At 48.5% G+C, this 18,056-nt stretch carries 20 protein-coding genes; 18 read left to right on the forward strand and 2 right to left on the reverse strand.

Going from position 1 to position 18,056, the window contains the following annotated elements; all coding sequences use genetic code 11:
- Positions 1-58 precede the first annotated feature (58 nt).
- The 3 genes from SU32_RS16465 (at position 59) to SU32_RS16475 (ending at position 1,771) form a co-directional block, all read left to right on the forward strand.
- Positions 59-457 (forward strand): hypothetical protein, encoded by a 399-nt coding sequence (locus SU32_RS16465; protein ID WP_054000478.1) that lies wholly within the window; start codon positions 59-61, stop codon positions 455-457.
- A 212-nt stretch (positions 458-669) separates the two neighbouring features.
- On the forward strand, positions 670-1,275 hold the full coding sequence (locus SU32_RS16470) for a tyrosine-type recombinase/integrase (RefSeq protein ID WP_054000479.1): 606 nt from the start codon (positions 670-672) through the stop codon (positions 1,273-1,275).
- Positions 1,276-1,297: 22 nt separating this feature from the next.
- Positions 1,298-1,771 (forward strand): hypothetical protein, encoded by a 474-nt coding sequence (locus SU32_RS16475; RefSeq protein ID WP_144421187.1) that lies wholly within the window; start codon positions 1,298-1,300, stop codon positions 1,769-1,771.
- 3 nt (positions 1,772-1,774) lie between these two features.
- Here the strand turns inward: SU32_RS16475 and SU32_RS16480 are convergent, their stop codons facing one another.
- A complete protein-coding gene (locus SU32_RS16480) occupies positions 1,775-2,548 on the reverse strand; it encodes a hypothetical protein (protein WP_054000481.1) in 774 nt (257 codons plus the stop codon).
- Positions 2,549-2,696: 148 nt separating this feature from the next.
- Between SU32_RS16480 and SU32_RS16485 the strand changes: the two genes are divergently transcribed.
- The 6 genes from SU32_RS16485 (at position 2,697) to SU32_RS16510 (ending at position 7,033) form a co-directional block, all read left to right on the forward strand.
- Positions 2,697-4,643 (forward strand): type IV secretory system conjugative DNA transfer family protein, encoded by a 1,947-nt coding sequence (locus tag SU32_RS16485; protein WP_054000482.1) that lies wholly within the window; start codon positions 2,697-2,699, stop codon positions 4,641-4,643.
- Positions 4,643-5,251: a hypothetical protein gene (locus tag SU32_RS16490; protein WP_054000483.1), complete on the forward strand. Its 609-nt coding sequence runs from the start codon at positions 4,643-4,645 to the stop codon at positions 5,249-5,251. The genes SU32_RS16485 and SU32_RS16490 overlap by 1 nt, the downstream gene beginning before the upstream one ends.
- Entirely contained in the window at positions 5,242-5,727 is a 486-nt protein-coding gene (locus tag SU32_RS16495; protein WP_054000484.1) for a hypothetical protein, read from the forward strand. Before SU32_RS16490 ends, SU32_RS16495 begins: the two co-directional genes overlap by 10 nt.
- 23 nt (positions 5,728-5,750) lie before the next feature.
- A complete protein-coding gene (locus SU32_RS16500) occupies positions 5,751-6,089 on the forward strand; it encodes a hypothetical protein (RefSeq protein ID WP_054000485.1) in 339 nt (112 codons plus the stop codon).
- 213 nt (positions 6,090-6,302) lie between these two features.
- Complete coding sequence (locus SU32_RS16505) at positions 6,303-6,533, forward strand: type II toxin-antitoxin system Phd/YefM family antitoxin (protein WP_054000486.1); 231 nt, start codon at positions 6,303-6,305, stop codon at positions 6,531-6,533.
- On the forward strand, positions 6,530-7,033 hold the full coding sequence (locus tag SU32_RS16510) for a type II toxin-antitoxin system death-on-curing family toxin (protein WP_082376859.1): 504 nt from the start codon (positions 6,530-6,532) through the stop codon (positions 7,031-7,033). Before SU32_RS16505 ends, SU32_RS16510 begins: the two co-directional genes overlap by 4 nt.
- A gap of 15 nt (positions 7,034-7,048) precedes the next feature.
- Here SU32_RS16510 and SU32_RS16515 read toward each other — a convergent pair whose 3' ends face one another.
- Positions 7,049-7,312: a hypothetical protein gene (locus tag SU32_RS16515; RefSeq protein WP_054000487.1), complete on the reverse strand. Its 264-nt coding sequence runs from the start codon at positions 7,310-7,312 to the stop codon at positions 7,049-7,051.
- Positions 7,313-7,719: 407 nt separating this feature from the next.
- On the opposite strand from SU32_RS16515, the gene mobQ reads away from it, so the two are divergent.
- The 9 genes from mobQ to SU32_RS16560 all read left to right on the forward strand — a co-directional run bounded on the left by mobQ (position 7,720) and on the right by SU32_RS16560 (position 17,892).
- Positions 7,720-9,285 carry a MobQ family relaxase gene (gene mobQ / locus SU32_RS16520; RefSeq protein ID WP_054000488.1) on the forward strand — a complete coding sequence of 522 codons (1,566 nt, stop codon included), beginning with the start codon at positions 7,720-7,722 and terminating at the stop codon, positions 9,283-9,285.
- 158 nt (positions 9,286-9,443) lie between these two features.
- The gene (locus SU32_RS16525; protein WP_054000489.1) at positions 9,444-10,151 is read left to right on the forward strand and encodes a nucleotide-binding protein; all 708 of its coding nucleotides are present in this window, start codon (positions 9,444-9,446) and stop codon (positions 10,149-10,151) included.
- Positions 10,152-10,556 (forward strand): hypothetical protein, encoded by a 405-nt coding sequence (locus SU32_RS16530; RefSeq protein ID WP_054000490.1) that lies wholly within the window; start codon positions 10,152-10,154, stop codon positions 10,554-10,556.
- A gap of 23 nt (positions 10,557-10,579) precedes the next feature.
- Positions 10,580-11,776 carry a replication protein RepA gene (locus SU32_RS16535; RefSeq protein ID WP_054000491.1) on the forward strand — a complete coding sequence of 399 codons (1,197 nt, stop codon included), beginning with the start codon at positions 10,580-10,582 and terminating at the stop codon, positions 11,774-11,776.
- Positions 11,777-12,535: 759 nt separating this feature from the next.
- Positions 12,536-12,856 carry a type II toxin-antitoxin system RelE/ParE family toxin gene (locus tag SU32_RS16540; protein ID WP_054000492.1) on the forward strand — a complete coding sequence of 107 codons (321 nt, stop codon included), beginning with the start codon at positions 12,536-12,538 and terminating at the stop codon, positions 12,854-12,856.
- Entirely contained in the window at positions 12,856-13,131 is a 276-nt protein-coding gene (locus SU32_RS16545; RefSeq protein WP_054000493.1) for a helix-turn-helix domain-containing protein, read from the forward strand. Before SU32_RS16540 ends, SU32_RS16545 begins: the two co-directional genes overlap by 1 nt.
- Positions 13,132-13,344: 213 nt before the next feature.
- Positions 13,345-15,432 carry an AAA family ATPase gene (locus tag SU32_RS16550; RefSeq protein ID WP_054000494.1) on the forward strand — a complete coding sequence of 696 codons (2,088 nt, stop codon included), beginning with the start codon at positions 13,345-13,347 and terminating at the stop codon, positions 15,430-15,432.
- A gap of 67 nt (positions 15,433-15,499) precedes the next feature.
- On the forward strand, positions 15,500-16,729 hold the full coding sequence (locus tag SU32_RS16555; RefSeq protein WP_054000495.1) for an adenine-specific methyltransferase EcoRI family protein: 1,230 nt from the start codon (positions 15,500-15,502) through the stop codon (positions 16,727-16,729).
- Positions 16,726-17,892 (forward strand): GmrSD restriction endonuclease domain-containing protein, encoded by a 1,167-nt coding sequence (locus SU32_RS16560; protein ID WP_054000496.1) that lies wholly within the window; start codon positions 16,726-16,728, stop codon positions 17,890-17,892. The genes SU32_RS16555 and SU32_RS16560 overlap by 4 nt, the downstream gene beginning before the upstream one ends.
- The last annotated feature ends 164 nt before the right edge of the window (positions 17,893-18,056 follow it).

The raw sequence follows: 18,056 nt of genomic DNA on the forward strand, positions 1-18,056 counted from the left end.
GTGACTTCAAGCGTTTGTTTTCATTTTTTGTACTATTCCACTGTGTTATCATCTTGGGATGAATGATGTTTCCGAAGATGCAATAGACTCAGAAAAGATAATCTCAGAGCTGCAAGCTAGTTTTGACAACGACCGTTACCATTTCCGAGATGTTGAGTTTGTAGAGGGTTCTGATCGCCAAGAGCAGATGGAGCTATGGCGCAAGGAAATGGCCGACTGTTGGCGGCTTCTTATCCAGCACACTATGGAAGTTTGGGACTATGGATGGCATCATTCTATCGATTTTTCCTGTAAAAAACGGGCTGAATGGCTGTTCAGAAGAAAAGAAAGTCCCTTTCTCAACTGCTCCGTTGAACAGTGTCGCAGGGTGACCATGGATATGTTGCCAACAGCACCGAGGGAACCAGAACAATTCCTGTTGTTCACGCTCGCGGTACTCACTCAAGGTTCTACATAATGGTCGTATCAAGACTGCAAAAGCGAAGTTGATCTAGAACGCCCAGAAGGGTTATGTAACACTATTGGTAATAGTGGAAAACAACATGCGCAGCTGGCCTAACTTTTTTGCTCTGATCGATGCCGGCTTTTCTGGATTTCAATGTGAACGAAAACGATACCTTAGAATTTTTGGGATTCACTACTTTCCACTATTGATGTAAAGTGGAAAACATGAGTGAAATGAGACTATACGACACTGATGGAAACCGACTGTATCTAAACGCTGAAGAGCGTGCCGCGTTCTTGGCCGCTGCAAAGCGTAGACCAGCCCGTGACCGCACATTGTGCGAAACCCTGCATTTTACAGGATGTAGGCCATCAGAACTGATTGAGATCACACCAGCTCGTGTAGATCTCTCAGGCGGCACAGTGACACTCAGGACGCTTAAGAAGCGAAAAGACAGTTCTGGATACCAGAAGACCGTCTTTAGAGCTGTTCCAGTTCCACCAGAGTATTTAGACACACTCAATACAGCGCATGGCATCCGTGAGGCTCAGAAGTCCTATAAACGGATGAGTACACCTATCTGGGATTTGACGCGGCAGCGCGTGGGACAGATCGTAAAAGCTGTTATGAAAGAGGCGGGTATTGCTGAAGGTAAGCATCGTTGCCCGAAGGGATTGCGCCACGGATACGGAATCAATGCGACAGCAAAGGGCATACAGCTTCATATGCTTCAAAAGTGGATGGGACATGCTGACATGAAAGTAACCGCGATCTACGCAACAGCCATAGGCCAAGAAGAACAGGAAATAGCCGCAAGGATGTGGGACTAAGTTTGCAATCAGTCATATAGAAATGGTATTATCTATCTATATGAATACTAGAGATATTTTAGGAAATTTGAAGCACCGCATAGAGTTTGCAGAACAAGTTGTTGAAGGTATCAACACAGTCTTTCATGATTTTTCTGTTTCTCCCTTTGCTAATGGCGCGAGAGCGGGGCATGGAGACTCTAGATTACATCAAGGCCATGGATCAGCTGAGCTTTATTCAGTCGATGAAGGTGACCAAATTTGGCAGACATCTGTAATAGTTTTCGCAGACGGACATGTGGACGTGTCTATCGGCAACAAATCAGACTATATCATTCGGTTTGATCCTGAGACCGATAAACCGGAGAGCGTTGCAGCGAGAGTCATTGGAGCAACTATGGCTTTACCTTTAACTCCACATGCTGAAAATCTATCACAGTTTTTTGATGCACAGACCGGGCATGTTTCGCCGTTCAACAATATTGCATCAGAACATCAGCCTGAACGCCACATGTAATTCTCACCTTTTATATTCATTTGTTTCGAACATTTCTGCTCTGCGGTGCTGCATGCCACAGTTTACGCATACCGGATCATAATCTCCGCTTCGGTCGAAACACATTGCTGTTTTGCAGTTGTAACAAGTGAAGGCGGCTGTGGAACCACAATGCGGACATGCAGCTTTGTAATCCTGAGCACCTATGGCGTAAGATAACTTTATTGCTTCAGCGTAGTCAGCGGCTCCAATATCTATAAAAGGCAGCGCATCATCATCACTTTGGCTGAGCATGTTACCATGAACCAGTTTTAATATTTCTTTGGACTCAGGCACTCGCTTTGCAGCATCTGGTACGTCATCTCCCACAAGACGCACTAGATCACTAAACATCTGTCGTTTTTCGAAATTGACAAAGCGGGTTACAAGAAACGGCTTTTCGATACCATCTTTACAAAATCGCGCCATATCGGCTCGATACCATCCACTTAGAGCGTTCGGTTCATCCTTGGTATTTGGAGCAAACTTAGCTTGCTCACTACCAGCAGCCTCATCCAAAATTTGTGCTCTATATGTTTCAAAATCAGTGAGATTTCCATCGAGTGCTTCTAGCAGCGCTCGTATTGTTTTGCGTTGAAAACCACTCTTGTCTTTAGGGTCACGCAGGCGATTCATGGTTGTGATAGCCACACCAGATTTGTGCGCAAGATCACGGTCAGACAATCGCAATTCAAGCCTGCGCATGTCGATATAGCCCGCTATGATTTGTTTTTCGATTTTGTCTTCGTCTTCAATCAAAATAACCTGCCTTCGGGCTGAAATGCTATCGTTTTGCTAATTTCGCTATCGTTTTGCTCACTACCATAAAGCACTGATTATGTGAACAATTCTCCTTGAAATCGTTTGTTTGCGGCCTTGTCGTGCAAGCCTTCAGTGGAGAATTATCATGACTCAGATTGTTAGTCAGATTGTAGATGTGGCCGTTCCAGTTGTCTCAACGGTGATGATTGGCAAAGTCGCGCTAACCGTCACCAGATGGTCTGTTATTGCCACCGCAAAGAAATTCGGAGCGTGGGATCCAAGATGGAACGAGAAGATCCCTCGCCTATTTTTCTGGCGCCCTTTGTGGCGCTGTTTCATCGCCTATAAAGAATGGTGCGAAGAGCATTTCGGGCTTGGCGAACCTAATGCTGGTCTTCTCAAAACACGCACTCAGCTTTGTATGCAATTCAAAGAAGGTGACAGCCTTATGGGGCGAGTGCGTTTGCCCCTCGGCCTTCCCTGCCCGGATCTGACAGGGGAGCCGATAGAGACACACAAAGTCATCATCGGCCCCGCCGCTTCCGGCAAGTCGGTGACAGAAGCCACGCAGCTTGGTTTGATGTCATCAACGGCCACAGCCGCGATCTACGACCCCAAAGGCCAGCACACTCATAACATCCTCTATGCGCTTGCCGATCAAGGCCACAAGCTTGTGGTGATTGATCCTTTGAGCACCCTTCCCCGAGCTTCAGGAAAGCTGGAATTGTTTGCCAATATCCGCGAGCTGAACAGACGTATGGACGGGTGCTTTGATACTATCCTGCTTGATAAGTTCGCAGCCGCGATTTTCCCTGAAGATGGTTCACCCAATAAGTTCTTTGTTCTAACCCCCCGCCAGCTTTGGACGCGTGTCATGGCCTACGCCATGTCACTGGATACAGAGGCAACAGTCTTGGATGCTAGGCGGCTCCTCACCCATGGTTTGGGCGACGAGACCGACACAGACCCCAAGAAACGCATGTTGATGCTTTGGTTCGGCATGGCGCGAAGCAAGCATCTCAATGGCTATGTCGCTGAAGCAGGCATCGCCATGATTGATGCTGACGAAAAGACCCGCAGCAATGTTCTGATGACAACACGCACCAGAACTGAGTTTTGGAGCCATGAGCAGATTCAGGCGGTTTCAGATGGCAATGACGCCTTCATTTCAGATCTGAAGCCGAATGCGGGCATCGTGCCGGGAAACGATGAAGGCTTGATCATAAGCTTTGTTATCCCGGTGGGATTAGCGACCACTACATTTAAGCCGTATCTGGCGCAGTGGTTCGCGATGATGTTCTTCATGTTTGAAGCCATCCCCGGAGACCATTCCCCTAAAGCGCGGCTCGTCATTGAAGAGCTGCAAAGCTTTGGCGGATCGATAGACGGGATTGACGCTGTTGCCCCCCTTTTACGCGGTTATGGCTGTTCATTCACAGCCATCACCCAAGACATACACGGGCTAGAAAAAGCCCTTGGCGAGAAACCAGCAAACAGCCTCATAGCGTCCAGCTCGCATGTGCAGTTTGTTGCAACCAATGACACCAAAACCCGCGGTATGATCCAGAACCTTGCTCTTGGTGAGGAAACCCGGACAAAACGCAAATTGGGTTTTCTTTGGAAACTCTACACCTACACCCGGCCAGTTTTCACAAACGACCAGCTCCGCCGCGTTTTATCTCCAAAACGCAAGCACATTCTTGTGCACCGAGCTGGAGGCCGCGCCGCCCTTGTAAAACAGGCTCCGGGATATTCTGAGCTGCCCGTATGGCTGCATTATCCCGATAGAGACCACGGTGAAACACCCGCCCGTGCTTGGTTTCGCTCGATTTATGAAAGCTACACCAAGCCCGTGCTCACCATCGAGGCCGAACAGGTAAACGAGGGTGAGTATGACATTCCCTCAGAGCCTGAAGAGCTGCCAGATCCCCAACCTCAGTATGTCTTTACACGGGAAGATGCGCTCGCCCTCTTTGGCCTGACGGAGCCGTTTTCATCGAAGGAGGTTGCCGCACGGGCGAAGTGCATGAATGACAATTTCCCGCCTGAGATGATCCTTGCGGCTGTTGAGACATTGGGAGGAGCAAAGTGATGCGAAACTCCATTGAAACCCTTCAGAGTGAGCTTGCAGCGCAGGATAAACGGTCTGCGCCCAAGCACCCCGCAAAGCACAAGGCGGAGATATCTCAGGCATGGAATGAGACCCAAAAGGCCATTCGTGACGAGTTCGAGCGCAAGCGTCTTGAAGAGCTGTTGGCCGCGCAGGAGCGCGAACACCAACGCCGATTAGAAGCCGAGCGCAAACGTCAGGAAGAAACTCAGAAGCGCGAACATGAGCGCCGGGAGAAGCTGCGAGACAAACCTCGCCCCATCATCCCCCGCAAGTTTGAAGATAAGCGTGTCACGCGTCTCTACGCCCTGTTTCAGGACTGCTTTCCGAAAGAAGGTGGATTCACCTGTCGCGGTGACTGGGTTGATGAAGCCCTTTCATTGAAAGCGTGGGAAATCCTGCACCCGTGCTTTGACGGCGAGCCGAATGCGGACGCTCTTTCTACTCAAATTTTGAAGCTCATTCATGCCGATGCAGGTGACCCACGCCTCACTGTGGATGAGCGCACACAGATCTTTCAGCTCTTTTACCAGAGCTGCGTGAGTTCCCGAAAAACCAACGTCAAACAGGAGGACAAGATATGTCTTTAGACGATAAAACACGTGCCAACTTCAAAGCGCCGGAGAACGATATCATCCAGATACCGTTCACATGTGGTGCAATGGGCCTTCCTTTCCGGGGTATCTATAAACGGAACGAATCGGGCCTTTATGTGCAGCAACGCCTAGAGCGTGTCATGCCGCATGAAAATCCGGTAGACACTTGCGAGGATGTTGCCGCCCTTGCGGCAGAGCTTTTGATTGATGAGAGCTTTGTTTGTCCATGGTGTCAGGCCGAGAACAAGGAAGCGTTTTATGTTCGTTGCGGCAATTGCAGCACCATAAACTGCGCCGCCTCTTTCACCGAGACCACCCCCAAGAAATACGACTTTGAATGCGTGTGTTGCGGCCTCAAGCGCAAGGACAGTGCCTTCGGTGCGCTCGACACGCTCGCGGTCGGAGAAGGCGGCGTGACGGGTCAAATATCCGGCTCAGTCCGCCAGCTCCAATATTTCCAAGCCAATTGATTTAACAGACAAGGAGAAATTTCATGACAAAGCCAATCGACAAAATTAAAAGGTTTCCCGTGGAAGCCGCGTTCTTTGAAAACACCTCAGAGGATAAGAGCTGGGTGAATACATCTATCTCCAAAGTCTATAAGGACGAGGAGGCCAACCAGTGGAAGCGTACCAATAATTTCAGTGGTAATGACCTGTTGAAGCTCAACGCCATGATACCGGATATAATCGCCCGTCAACATGAACTTGAGCATGGAGAGCCGCAAGGGCAGAAGCGAAGCAATGGTGAGGATATGGATGTAATCAGGCAGAATGCCGAGCAGCATCTTGCAGAACGTGAGCAGGAGGAAGAACAGGGACTACGCCCCTAACCTCTTGGGGTATAGCTGGCCTTGAAAGATACCTGCTTCGCCGGAGCCGCTTTCATGTTGCCCTCACCCAAACAGGGGCAACTGAAAACGGAGGAGGTGAAGTGGGCATCTTGCTTGCTTTGCTGGTGAGCTTGAAGCGCCCATCTCTTTTTTCTTTCAAGGAACCGCTGTTTTTGCTATTATAAACAAAACAGCTAGAAGAAGGAGGCTGCGATGAAAACTGTCACATCTACAGAGTTCCGCGCACGCGCAGGACAATATCTTGACGATGCTGCGAAGGCCCCTGTTGTGATCACAAAACACAACCGCCCTTCTCGCGTATTGATCGATATTGATGAATATGAGGCTTTGAAAGGTGGCCTGAGCAGAGAACAAAAGCTTGCTCAGATTGCTCAGGACGATCATGAACGCTTCGGATCGCTCTATGAAAAGCTAGCGAGATGAAACGGGACTATCTTACTCGAGAAGATGTCCTAGAAATTCATTCCGAGCAGATAGAGCGATACGGTGGCGCGGATGGGCTACGAGATTCCAACCAGTTGGATTCTGCGATAGCCCGTCCGCAATCCGGTTATTATTCCGATATTCAGCAAGAAGCAGCGGCGCTTTGGGAGAGTTTATCGCAGAACCATGTATTTGTGGATGGCAACAAGCGCACCGCATTTTCCTCAACATACCGATTTTTGGCATTAAATGATGTGACCATCACCGCCGATGCTGATGAGGTATGGGAGTTTTTGAACGATGCTTATGAGACGGGTAACGTCAGATACAATGTTCTTGTAGATTGGCTTAGTGGTAATACGCAGGATTTCAGGCAGGAAGCGCCGCAGACTAAGAAGCTGGAATTAGACATAGATGAAATCAGGCGTGAGGCCGAAGAACATTTACAAAAGCAGTCCATAGCGCAACACAAAGGATACGATCATGGCGAGGATATATGAACCTTGAAGTGGATGTTATTTCAGCGGCGGCAGGCCGAGTAATTCGCGATCAGCAGGCCGTTTCACCTCATTGTTGAGGATCTGCCAAAGCCAATCACCCCATTCCTTATCATACTTAGTATGTTCGAGAGCGATTGCGCCGATGATGATTTTGCGGCGAGCATCGGCTTTGCGCTCTTTAGATCGCAGGCGAGCTTGCACCGCTTTCTTTCGTGCTTTGAGTTTGCCTTCAGTTTCTTCCAGCCGTGTGAGCTGCTGTTCATCGGTTAGTCGTGCCATAAATATCCTTTTCTTGATATTATGACAAAAAATGTGCCACAATACAAATATGACAAATCGTGTTTTAGATAGGATAGATAGAGCCAGACATAAGTTTGGTAGTGTCGCGAAGTGCGCACTTATACATTGGCTGCGCCAATGTGTGCGAGAAGGATGCGTTCTGCCCCTTTCTAATCCCCTGATCAACCCTACGCGGTTTGAATGCCGATCAGGAATTTCATTTCCCGATACCCTAGACCAAAATTTCGCTTTTGGATGCGACCTAAGAGCCTTCGAGCCCTTTGGAAACCTGACCAGAATTTGGGGAGACTTCCCTCTCCCCATCTGGACTAAACCCCATGGCCAACCTGACATCAGTTTGAGCAATGCAAAGGAGCGTCCTTTGATCCGATGCGCCGGAGGTTTCCATGGCGCAGTATAGGCTCAGCGCGAATGTGATCAGCCGAGGTGCAGGACGATCCGCAACGGCGGCAGCGGCCTACCGTGCAGGGATCCGCATCGAGGACGAGCGCACGGGCATCGTCCACGATTACACCGCGAAACGCGGCGTTCTGCACACGGAGATCCTTACGCCTGCTGACACACCGGACTGGATGCAGGATCGCGCCCAGCTTTGGAATGCTGTGGAAGCCGCAGAGCGTCGCAAGGACGCGCAGCTATCCCGCGAGATCCAGCTCAGCTTGCCGCACGAGCTAACGCAAGAGCAGCAAGCAAATCTTGTCCGGCGATTTGTCGAAGAGCAGTTTGTCGATTCCGGCATGGTTGCCGACATCGCCATTCACGCCCCCTCTTCCGATCCAGCAGCAGACGAGCGCAATTTTCATGCGCATGTCATGCTTACAATGCGGGAGTTCGTCGGCGGTGATTGGGCAAAGACCAAGAACCGCGATTGGAACAATCCCGAATTGTTGGAGCAATGGCGCGAAGCTTGGGCGGATCACCAGAACCGCGAGCTTGAGCGCATTGGCTCCTCAGAGCGCGTTGATCATCGCAGCCTTGAGGATCAGGGCATCATGCGTGAACCTCAAAAGCACATGGGGCCGATTGCCACCGAGATCGAGCGTGATGGTAGATCCTCACATCGTGGCAATGAGAACCGCGCCATTGAAGCCCGTAACGGTTTGCTGAATGACATCACCCAAGCCGGAAACGTACTTGATGCCAAGATCGCTTTTGAGAAACGCAAAATGGCGGCTTGGCAGGAGCAGAAGCGCGGCCAGCTCAAATTTGATCAGGAAGAGCGGCAGCGGCAATTTGAGAGCCAGCTTGAGCAGGACATGCAGGCGTTCGAAGCTTCGCTCGATGCGGAAATCGGACAGACGAAAGAAGGCATCTCCCGCAAGCATGAACAAGTTTCGAGCCGCCTTGATGTGCGCGGCTGGCGCAAGTTCATACGCGACATTACACTCACCACACGCAAAGACAAAAAGGAACTTGAGCAGATCGAGTCTGAACGCGCGCGCATCAAAGCCGAGGAAGATGCAAAGCGGCAATCTCACAGCCAGCAGCAGGAATCGCAACGCCAGATCCGCGCGGCTGAAGAGATGAAGAAAGCTCGCGCTCTTGAGAGGGGGCTACAGAAGGCCGAGAAGCGCCGTGAGGATGAAGGATGGGATATGAAGGCCGGAAAAGGTGTTAAGGCATCACAGGCGGCTAATTTGGCAAAGGAACAGCAAGATAAGCCCCCTACCCCGCCCAAGAAACCAAACCTTCAGGAGATCCGACAAGAGCGTGAGAAAACCCGTCGCGACCGCGGACCCGATTTTCGGGATCGCCGATCTCATGGCGAGCAACGCAGGCAAGAGGCGGAACGCCGTCAAGATCCGGCCAAGGGCGAAAGCAAAGGCCGCAGCGAACAGATCCAGCCAAAGGATATGGATGCTATCAAACGTGAAGCCGAACAGCACTTAGAGCGCGAAGGCCAGCAGCGGCAAAGGCGCGGTGAAGATCCAATCGAGGATTATGATATTTGATATAGGTATGCAGTTTACTATAATGGTAAACGGTAAACAATAATGGTAAACCGTAAGCTTATTAAGTAAACGGTTTACCGTTTGGGCCGAATCTGATAATGTGATTCTAATATTCCGATGCAATCCCGCATCAATTTTAGATCAAAGGATATCAGACCGTGCCAGTTATCACCTTCTTTCAAACGAAGGGCGGGACTGGAAAGACCACCTCAGCTTTCATTCTCGCTGAAATTCTCTCCCGCTCAAACTCCGTAACCGTTGTCGATTGCGACCCCAATCAACCATTTGAAGAGTGGAAAAAGGACGGGGGAACCAATGAGAAATTCGAGTTTGTGACTGCGGATGATCCAGAGCGCATACCTCATGAAATAGCCGAAGCGTCCGGACGTAGCGCATTTGTTATTGTTGATACTGAAGGCAGTGCCAACAAGACAGCAGCACGCGCAGCGGCTATGTCTGACTTGGTTGTCGTTACATCGACAGGCACGCCGCTCGACCAGAAACACGCGGCAAAGGCAATTAAGTTTGTCCGTGCGGCAGGGAAGCAGGCAGGCAAGGAAGTCCCTGTCCGCGTTCTTATGACCCGCCAAAAGGTTGTTGGACAATCCCGCACCGTCACGCAGGCGATTGCCAATATGAAGAAGAACGGCATTGAGGTGTTTGATAGCCAAATCATGGAGCGCGACGCATTCGCTGCTTTGTTTGGCTATGCCACTTTGCTCTTTGATCTTGACCCGAAACAGGTCAACGATCCGAGCAAGGCTTACTTCAATGCTAAAGTTTGGTCGTTTCAGGTGCTCGACATTCTGAAGCAACAGCGAGAAGGGCAGGGGAGTCCGTCCAAATCAAAGCAGGAGGCGGCATAGATGGATACCAAGACACTCAATGACCCGTTTGCAGATGACGGTGAGGGCGATGCTCTTGCAGCGAGCTTTGCACCTGTCCCTAAAGCTGACGAAGCTAAACCTTCCCCAAAGCAAAGCAGCGTTGTTAAAGCAGCCGATGCAGTCGCAGAAGAGCAGGGGTTCACAACACGGCGGCGCAGCAGAAAGAAAAACTTTAAGCGATCAGACAACTTTCGCACAGGGCGCAATGTTGCGATCACTGTTAAAGGCCGAACTGAAGAAAAGGCCACGCTCGAAAAGCTGGCTAGTGAGCGATCATGGGTGAATGGTCAAACCCTGCAATACGCCCTTGATGCGTTGCAGGAGAAAATAAACGATCCACAGGATAGTTTCTGGGAAACCCATAATTTTCATGGGGTTGATTAAACGTGAATTTAGACTGATCACAAATGAAGAAACAACAACAATCAATCGCTGACTTCGATAACATCACGGGAGCAGATCTTGCCAGTAATGAGAAGTTGAAGCTTCTTTACTGCGAGGCCGTTCGGCGAGGGTTCTGGCCGAATGAAGCGGGCAGGGTGCTGGATTTCTTCTCACTGGCCGAGAAGGCCATTGCAGAAGATAAGCGCGGGACATCTGGCAAGCTTTTCTATTCACTTGTCAAAGCCAAGAATATGAAGTTCGTAACTGATGCTATGGAAGCGTCAGCGCGGGCGCGTTTAGCGGGTCAATCATACGAGGTGGCCGAAATGGCCGCGGATATGACCTTGACCGATCGTCCTGTTCCACAGGAGACGCAGGAGGCACTTCTAGGCCGTGATATCGGCTATTATCACGGCGTGATGATGCAATGCTTCTTGCCACAGAAGGAGCAGCCCATCGAGCGGCGGAGCTGGCAGGTCAATCACGGCAAAGCTGCACTTATGGTGCAGGCAGGCATTATGGCTGATCGTGAGAATGTTGGCATGTTCACGGATTGCGCATTGCCTTCCGGCGCAAAAGCGCGTCTGATCATTCCTTACATCATTGGCTTTGCCGTTCAGAGAAATACTCGCGAGATCGATATGGGACGATCACTGCGTAACTTCATGGACAAAATCAATGTTCCTATCACGGGGCCAAATGGCAAGGCATTGACCCGCGAAGTTCAAAACGTGGCCGCAGCCAATTTTGTGATTGGTGGCTGGAACGAGCAGGGCGTGACGACAACAAAGGCAAGCATTGCCGAGGAGCTGTCATTCTGGATTGAGCGCGATGCTAACCAACAATCTTTCTGGCGGCCAGAGATGATCCTTGATCAACGGTTTTTTGATGCCGTTTCAGAGCGGCGGGTTCCCGTCGATATGGGACATCTCGTCAAGCTTCAGAGAAGCCCGCGCCGCATGGATTTATATTGCTGGCTGTCATACCGCACACCGCTTATCGGACGCGGCAAGGAGGTCAAAATCAAGCTTGAACATCTGCAACCGATTTTCGCACCAGACATCGAGAACAAAGATCATTTCAAAAATCGCCTGAAGGGTGATTTGAAAGGTATCGCCGCTGTCTATCCTGATTTCAGGATCGAAGTTAAAGGCGACATGCTGATCTTGGAAAAGTCAGCACCGCCAGTGCCTGCAAACATCACTCAGCTACTGTGTTAAAGTGTGAGAAATGCACTGACCGGATTCCAAGGCTTTAAACCCTAAAACCGTGTTAAAGTGTGAGAAAAGTGTGTTAAAGTGTGAGAAATTTTAGCGATAAAATTCTCTAATTTTTTGTTTTATATGACTTATTCGCCCTTGGTCTTTTCCGCTTATATGAATCTCTTACAGAGATAATATCTTATATTGATACATGGCCTCGCAAGCTCGGCCTAAATGGCCGTCGCGTAGCAACGACATCAACGGAATTTGCCTATAAGCGAACAAGTTCGCCGGCAAATACTCATTCAGTTATTGGTTCGCTCAAGCTCACCAAAAAGCAGGAAAGATTTTCACCAGCTATCCGCCCCTTTCGACGTTTACGATCACCCATCCAGAACCATGCCTACAACCCCGCAAGGGGGTATTCCGGCAGAACCATGGACAGGTGAACGACACTCAAGCGAAAGCGGCTCCGAAAAGCAGGGAAAATTAAACACCACCCTGAAATCAAACAGGGTAGGGACTTGAGAAAGATCATGACACATGAGAACAAAATAGGAACAAAAAGCCCATTTTTTCACTGCCAAGAATATGCATGATTTGTTTTATACTGACGACATTAGGCGCAAAATACGAAATCCGCGTGAGGATCTGTAACAGGTTCTGGCCAATTCGATAGAGTAGGGTGGACTTACTACCCAATGTCTGGGGTAGGCACAGGAATTAGATCGATTTTCCTTGCAAAAATCGCAAAAATATGACATATATGGAATAAGTATGTGGACAATAGAACTATTAAATGAAGCCGTTCGGGATGAACTAAAGGCATTGCCAAAGGATCAGCAAGCTAAGTTCACACGCATTGCTGAAATCATCAAGGAACACGGGCTTGAAAACGTCCGAGAACCTTATGTGAAGCATCTTGAGCAAGGTTTGTGGGAAATTCGCATGAAGGGGAGGGATGGTATATCCCGCGCTTTCTATGTGATTGCGCAGCCTAAGCGTGTTGTAGTCGTTAGGGTCTTTAAAAAGAAGACGCAGAAAACTCCACGCAAGGAAATCAAACTAGCTCTAAAGAGAGCTGAGGAGATCAAATAATGGATTTTGAAGACTTAAAAAAAGAATGGATGAAAGACCCTGAGTTTGTAGCTGAGTATGAAGCACTCGCACCAGAATTTGAGGTTGCAGGCGCATTGATTCGCGCCCGATCACAGGCAGGTATGACACAAGCTGAAGTTGCCGCAAAAATGGAGGTTACACAGTCACGCATTGCTAAGATGGAAGGTGGAATTAATGTCTCTGTTGATGCGCTTAAACGTTATGCTGAAGCGACAGGAACAACTCTTACTATTTCACTCGATCCGACAGGGTAGAACAAACAAGGTGACTTACTCACATGAACAACATGGGAGATTTCACCTTTTCCTTACGATCATCAATCCGGCAGGGTTACGCTTTGCCTATGACAAAACTTGAAGTACTCGGACTAGCAATTCTCCTATTCATCATAATGTATGGCGTGTTTTTGGGAAAAGTAGTGTACGTAGATGCACCTGTCGTAGAGGCTAAACATTATTGAGGGAACCATGGCCGATTACGAAATTACGATCGAAAACTGTAACAGTATCGATACCGCAAACATTGGCGTGGAAAAGGGGTGCCTGAATATCAAGTTTGGCCCCAATGGGCTTGGGAAAAGCACTATCGCTAAGGCAATTGTTAGCCAAGCCCGTGACGATGGTACTTTGGCAGAACTTGTACCGTTCAAGAGCCGTGGGAAAACCGGCGCACCGCAGCCAAAAGTTGATGGGATTGGAGATATAAGTTCAGCGCTTGTTTTTGATGAAGCATACGTAAATTTGTTTGCTTTTCAGCAGGATGAGGTTGTCAAAAACAGCTTTGATATTTTCATCAAGACGCCTGAGTACGACACAGCAATGGCTGACATTGAAAAGCTCTTCTATGGTATCAAAAAGGCCTTTGCAGATCGCCCAGAAATCGAACAAACGACGAAGGATCTCAAAGACCTGAGAGATGCCTTCGGTAAGCCTAACAAAGATGGTTCAATCGCGAAGTCAAGCAAAGTGCTCAAGGCATTTGGTTCGGGAAATAAGATTGACAATATTCCCGATGAGTTGCTGCCGTTTGAAATGTTCGTGAAAAGTGCTAACCCATCAAAATGGATAGGTTGGCAAATAAAAGGCAAAGAATTTCTAGAGTTAGGGGATACCTGCCCCTATTGCGCAACTGCCCTACCCGAACCTGAGCAAAAGGAAACGGCACTGGCGGTCGCCAAGGAATACGATGCGACGGCCATCAATCACCTCAACAATCTGAAGGAAGTCATTGAACGGTTGGGTAAGTACTTCAGTGATGGTTGCCAAGAAAACTTAGACAAGGTCACAAAATCAAAAACGGAGCTGACCGCGCCGCAAAAGACTTTCCTGAGCGATCTCAAGAATAGCATAGAAGCGCTGATCCAGCAGCTAGATGGGCTGAGAACAATTTCCTTCTTTTCGCTGCGCGACGTGGATGAGATCGACAAGAAAATGCCCCTTCTTAAAATTGATCTTGGTATGATTGATAAGCTCGACTCCGAACAAACACGGGCTGTCATCGACCCGATAAATACCCAGTTGGATAAGTTGATCGAGCAAGTCGGAAACCTCAAAGGTCAGATCAATAAGCACAAAGCGAAGATCAAAAAAACCATTGAAGAAAACCAAGATAGCATCAATGGGTTCTTGAAGTCTGCGGGCTACAAATACTCCGTGAAGATCATATCCGAACCAGATTCTTACAAGATGAAATTGATTCACGAAGACCTATCAGAATTCGTCGACTCTGCCTCGGCACATCTTAGCTACGGCGAGAAAAACGCTTTCGCTTTGGTACTCTTCATGCATCAGGTGATTAGCGAAGACCCCGACATCGTCATTCTAGACGATCCGATCTCATCCTTCGACAAGAACAAGAAATTTGCGATCCTACACCAGCTGTTCAGGGGGAAAGGCAGTCTTCGAGATCGTACCACCTTGATGCTTACTCACGACATTGAGCCAGCTATCGACGTCGTCAAAAGCATGGCTCACAAGTTCCAAGACCCGAAGCCATCAGCAACTTTTCTCTCTTGTCGGCAAGGCAAGGTCAAGGAAACGTTCATCACGAGCGGTGATATTCGAACGTTCGCGAAAATCTGTAAGGATGTTCTTTCTGAGAACATTGATGACGTGATCAAAGCTATCTACCTTCGTAGGCACTATGAAATATTGGACAATGTAGGCTTGGAGTACAATCTCCTAGCCAGCTTGCTCCATGGGCGTGCGGTTCCAAACCTCAAAGCTGAAAACCGTGACATGACAACTCAGGAGAAAGCCGCCGCCGAGACTGAAATCAAAACACTGATACCATCATTCGACTACGACGCATTGGTACAGCAGATTGGGGATGCTAAAGTGATGAAGGCGAAGTTCCTTGGAACTGATGTTGGATACGAAAAAATCCAACTGTTTAGGATCATCAAAGGCCAGCATCAGGACGACATCATTTCGAAATTTATCAATGAATCGTACCACATCGAAAATGAGTATGTGATGCAGCTCAACCCCCACAAGTTTGAAAGCGTGCCAGAATATGTTGTCGAGGAATGTTCTAAGCTCTTGCAGGACGCGTAACACCACAACGCATTGTTATGGCTGATTTGGCAACTTACGACAGGCTAGAAGTTAGGAAGTTTGGATTATGGCGGCGACAGAAGGAAATTCGATGAATCTTGGTTTGACAGCCGCAAGGGAAGCCAAGAAAGACGAGTTCTACACTCAATATGTTGATATACAGAAAGAAGTAGAGGCATACCTTGAGTTTGATCCTGATACATTTCGCGACAAGGTTGTCTATTGTAACTGCGACGATCCTTTCGAGAGCAATTTTTTCAAATATTTCGCTGCGAATTTTAACCGACTAGGTCTGCGCAGGCTTATCACGACCAGCTATGATGGGTCGTCCATTGCCGGTGGCCAAATCACATTTGACGAGTATACCGCAGGAAACGATCAGCGTGAAAAACCTAAGGCTGTTTGTGTCGAGATCGAAGAGGTAACCGACCTCGATGGAGATGGCGCTGTTGGTATCCAAGATGTACAGCTGTTCCTTGAAAGAAATCCACATTCTCATAGGCCGCTTGAAGGAGGCGGAGATTTTCGCAGCGAGGAATGTGTTCAGCTTCTTAGGCAAGCAGACATTGTAGTCACCAATCCACCGTTTTCCCTTTTCCACGAATTCATTGCCTTGTTGACTGAGAACGAAAAGAAATTCTTGGTCATTGGAAATACAAACGCAATTACCTACCAAGGAATTTTCCCGCTCGTTCAGGCTAATCAGTTGTGGCTTGGGTGTACAAATTTCAATGTCGGCATGTTTTTTGAACTTCCTGATAGTTGGGAAAAATATCATCACATAGATGAAAAAACGGGAAAGAAGATCGGGCGCGTATCTACGTCATGTTGGTATACAAACTTGGATCATGGCAGGAGGCATCAGCCATTAAGTTTAATGACGATGGCAGATAACCTAAAGTTCAGCAGAAACCTGTCGGGAAAAGTGTCCTATGATAGGTATGACAATTTTGATGCCATAGAAGTTGGGACTTACAAAGAAATTCCAAGTGATTACGATGGAATGATGGGAGTACCGGTTACATTTCTCGATAAATTCAACCCAGATCAATTTGAAATTTTAGGGTATGAGAAAACTGTAGAGTTGCGCACAAAAGTCTATCCCACTCAGGTACAAATAGACTCGTCCGGAAGGCAATCTAATGTCAGCAAACTCAATGATGGAGCTGCGATAAAACTAGCTTGCCCTCCGCCTAGTAAAACCTACTACGTAGTAAACGGAGAGTTCTACGTTCAGCAATATAAGCGAATATTTATTCGTCATCGAAACCTAGTCATTGCAGGCAAGATAAATTGAAAACGACCCTTGAAACGAATGTAACCGTCGCCAAGCTTTGCGAAGGCTTTGTATATAATCAACTTGAAGGTAAAGGGCTATTTGGTTTGGCCGGAAAGCTCACTATTCAGCCTGAATACCAACGAAACTACATCTACGCCGAAAACAACGGCAAAAGAGAACAGGCCGTAATCGATTCACTGCTCAAGGGGTACCCGCTTGGGTTGCTTTACTTCAACAAAGTGGGCGACGAAAAGTTCGAGGTTCTAGACGGTCAACAACGCATCACCAGCATTGGACGGTTTGTCACCAATAAATTCGCTATCATGGATGGCGGGAACCCCAAGCTCTTTGACAGTCTTCCGAAGGATCAGCAGGCAAGGATACTCGATTCAAAAATGCTGATCTATGTTTGCGAAGGCACGGAGACCGAAATCAAACAGTGGTTTGAGACGATCAACATCGCAGGTGTTCCGTTGAAACCTCAAGAGCTGTTAAATGCGATCTATTCCGGCCCGTTTGTGACGCTTGCAAAAGCTGAGTTCAGCAACAGCCAGAATTCAAATATTCAAAAATGGTCGGCTTATATCAAGGGGAGTGCCAACCGGCAGGACTACCTTGAGCGTGCTTTGGATTGGGTAAGCAAGGGTGATATTGGCACTTACATGAGCGCCCATCGCACAGACAACAACATCACCGAACTAAAGAACTATTTCGATAGCGTAATCGACTGGGTTTCAAGCGTCTTTTTCGACGTTGAGAAGGAGATGCAGGGACTAGAGTGGGGGAGGCTGTACGAAAGCCACCACAAAACATCCTACGATCCAGCCGCAGTTTCTGCCGAGGTCAAGCGCTTGTACGGAGACCCATTTGTTAAAAACAGGCGTGGGGCGTTTGAATATGTTCTGGGCGGGTCGCAGGACTCTAAGATTTTGGATATTCGGGTTTTTGACGAAGCCACAAAACGCTCTGTTTATGAACAACAGACCAAGGCTGCAAAGGCAAAGGGCACATCGAACTGCCCGCATTGTGCGATAGGCCATGACGCCAACAAAAGTAAGATATGGGCGATGAAGGATATGGAAGCCGATCATGTCTCCGCTTGGAGCAAAGGCGGTGCAACTTCTCTAAAAAATTGCGAGATGCTTTGCAAAACTCACAATCGCGCTAAAGGTAATCGGTAGGAAGGGCTGGAAAGGGCATTTTCTACCATGAGTGCTAGCGGAAACCCCATGCACTTGGTTTTCGCTACGCTCGACCAGGTGCATTCCCTTCCGAACGTGGGAAGCCTGATTTATCAGCTCATAGGGGCAGGCGACACAGCAGCCAAAACCGCCCCGCATGGGGG

The organism is Ahrensia marina, assembly GCF_001293565.1.
In the GTDB taxonomy this organism is placed as follows: domain Bacteria; phylum Pseudomonadota; class Alphaproteobacteria; order Rhizobiales; family Rhizobiaceae; genus Ahrensia; species Ahrensia marina.

Excerpts from the sequence above, each read along its gene's own strand:
- SU32_RS16465 (WP_054000478.1), top strand. The coding sequence starts at position 59 with ATGAATGATGTTTCCGAAGATGCAATAGACTCAGAAAAGATAATCTCA.
- SU32_RS16470 (WP_054000479.1), top strand. The coding sequence starts at position 670 with ATGAGTGAAATGAGACTATACGACACTGATGGAAACCGACTGTATCTA.
- SU32_RS16475 (WP_144421187.1), top strand. The coding sequence starts at position 1,298 with ATGGTATTATCTATCTATATGAATACTAGAGATATTTTAGGAAATTTG.
- SU32_RS16485 (WP_054000482.1), top strand. The coding sequence starts at position 2,697 with ATGACTCAGATTGTTAGTCAGATTGTAGATGTGGCCGTTCCAGTTGTC.
- SU32_RS16490 (WP_054000483.1), top strand. The coding sequence starts at position 4,643 with ATGCGAAACTCCATTGAAACCCTTCAGAGTGAGCTTGCAGCGCAGGAT.
- SU32_RS16495 (WP_054000484.1), top strand. The coding sequence starts at position 5,242 with ATGTCTTTAGACGATAAAACACGTGCCAACTTCAAAGCGCCGGAGAAC.
- SU32_RS16500 (WP_054000485.1), top strand. The coding sequence starts at position 5,751 with ATGACAAAGCCAATCGACAAAATTAAAAGGTTTCCCGTGGAAGCCGCG.
- SU32_RS16505 (WP_054000486.1), top strand. The coding sequence starts at position 6,303 with ATGAAAACTGTCACATCTACAGAGTTCCGCGCACGCGCAGGACAATAT.
- SU32_RS16510 (WP_082376859.1), top strand. The coding sequence starts at position 6,530 with ATGAAACGGGACTATCTTACTCGAGAAGATGTCCTAGAAATTCATTCC.
- SU32_RS16515 (WP_054000487.1), bottom strand. The coding sequence starts at position 7,312 with ATGGCACGACTAACCGATGAACAGCAGCTCACACGGCTGGAAGAAACT.
- mobQ (WP_054000488.1), top strand. The coding sequence starts at position 7,720 with ATGGCGCAGTATAGGCTCAGCGCGAATGTGATCAGCCGAGGTGCAGGA.
- SU32_RS16530 (WP_054000490.1), top strand. The coding sequence starts at position 10,152 with ATGGATACCAAGACACTCAATGACCCGTTTGCAGATGACGGTGAGGGC.
- SU32_RS16535 (WP_054000491.1), top strand. The coding sequence starts at position 10,580 with ATGAAGAAACAACAACAATCAATCGCTGACTTCGATAACATCACGGGA.
- SU32_RS16540 (WP_054000492.1), top strand. The coding sequence starts at position 12,536 with ATGTGGACAATAGAACTATTAAATGAAGCCGTTCGGGATGAACTAAAG.
- SU32_RS16545 (WP_054000493.1), top strand. The coding sequence starts at position 12,856 with ATGGATTTTGAAGACTTAAAAAAAGAATGGATGAAAGACCCTGAGTTT.
- SU32_RS16550 (WP_054000494.1), top strand. The coding sequence starts at position 13,345 with ATGGCCGATTACGAAATTACGATCGAAAACTGTAACAGTATCGATACC.
- SU32_RS16555 (WP_054000495.1), top strand. The coding sequence starts at position 15,500 with ATGGCGGCGACAGAAGGAAATTCGATGAATCTTGGTTTGACAGCCGCA.